Origin of the sequence: Phormidesmis priestleyi ULC007 (assembly GCF_003003695.1) — a bacterium.
Taxonomy (GTDB): Bacteria; Cyanobacteriota; Cyanobacteriia; order Leptolyngbyales; family Leptolyngbyaceae; genus Phormidesmis_A; species Phormidesmis_A priestleyi_A.
Window position 1 is genome coordinate 1 of the sequence record NZ_PVWG01000115.1, and the last position, 1,338, is coordinate 1,338.

The following is a 1,338-nucleotide window of genomic DNA, read 5'->3' on the forward strand; positions in this document are numbered from 1 at the left end:
ATTGGTGCTGTTGTAGACGGTCGAGTAAGTTTTTGGCGGGCGATTGCTTCGGTCGTCCGCGCGATTTTGCACCATCAGGCGATGATAGGGGCGATGGATTGGCTGCGAGTCCTGCTGTTACGAGCCTCTGATAGCGCTCTTCAAACCATTGCACGAGGTCTGGGTTGAGGGTTGTTTCACCTTGGTCTTTGGCATCGTCTACTTGCTGTTTGAGGTCACGCAACAAGGTGCTCATCTCTTCTGCCCAAACCTGCTGGTAGCGTTCGCAAATAAATTCGAGTTCGCGCAGGTGATGAGCATTGCACCAGGCATGGTCACAGTCATACTGAGCATAGCTTTTCCAGCCATCATGCACACTGATGCCCTCATAGGTCGGCAACAAGGCCATCGCCTCCAGTGCCGCTTTGCCGCGCTTGGTATGAACAAAGTAGAAGGTAAAGCCATCGGTACTGGCAACATGCAGCCACCACAATCGTCCCTTAACTCGCATTCCGGTTTCGTCGCAATGGATCACGTCGGCGCTCGCCACTTGCTCAAAAATCCAATCTTCTACCGGCTCTAACTCGTCAAAACATCGTTCTCGACTCGTGTAAAGCGTGGCTTCTGACAACGCACAGCCAAACACATCGGCAAATAGTTCTTCGACACGGGCTGATGGCAACAACTGGTAATCCAGCAAGTACCCCATCAAACTTTTTAAGCTGGCTCCATATTGCACCACGCTATTCACCCCGACTGGAAATGCTCCTCGGTTGCGGCTTTGACATCCGGGACAACACTTCACTTCTGCTCGGTGTTCCGTCACGCTCAACCCAATCGGGGGGAGGTCTTGGACTTGGCGCACATCCCAGGCTTCAACGGCGACTTCACTGAGCGAACTCCCACAGGCTTCACAGGTTTCAACTGAGTGGAAAATCACTTCGTCTACCTCAGTTGACCACTCCAACGTTTGTCCGGGATGTCCTTTTTGTCCACCCCTGGAGCGCCCACTTTTGCCCCGTTGGCTTTTCGGTTTCGGCTTAAATCCATCCCCAGATGGCGGCTTACTACTATTGCGACTATTTTTTGCCAGTTGATTCTCTAGGCTTTCGACTCGCTGCTCTAGCGTCACGATCTGAGTCGTAAACTGCTCGACTAACGCCTCGACTAACGCAATCACGGCATCTTCACCCTGCCGATAGATTGCGCTGATTTCATCTCGACTGATAGTTAGTTTTGGCGCAGTCGGATCATTCAAGGGGCTTGCCTCGTCAGAACTGAGAATGATTTGAACCTGACTGTTACTTTTACGGGTTTCCGCAAATTCTTACACTCTTTTAAGCTGAGTAGTTACCAGCT

The 1,338-nt window shown here is 51.5% G+C and carries 1 protein-coding gene; it reads right to left on the reverse strand.

Annotated features, from left to right (window positions below; translation table 11 throughout):
* The coding region (gene tnpC / locus C7B65_RS26910) for an IS66 family transposase (RefSeq protein WP_106254247.1) at nucleotides 1-1,237 on the reverse strand (1,237 nt) is incomplete at its 3' end.
* Between the last annotated feature and the right edge of the window lie 101 nt (nucleotides 1,238-1,338).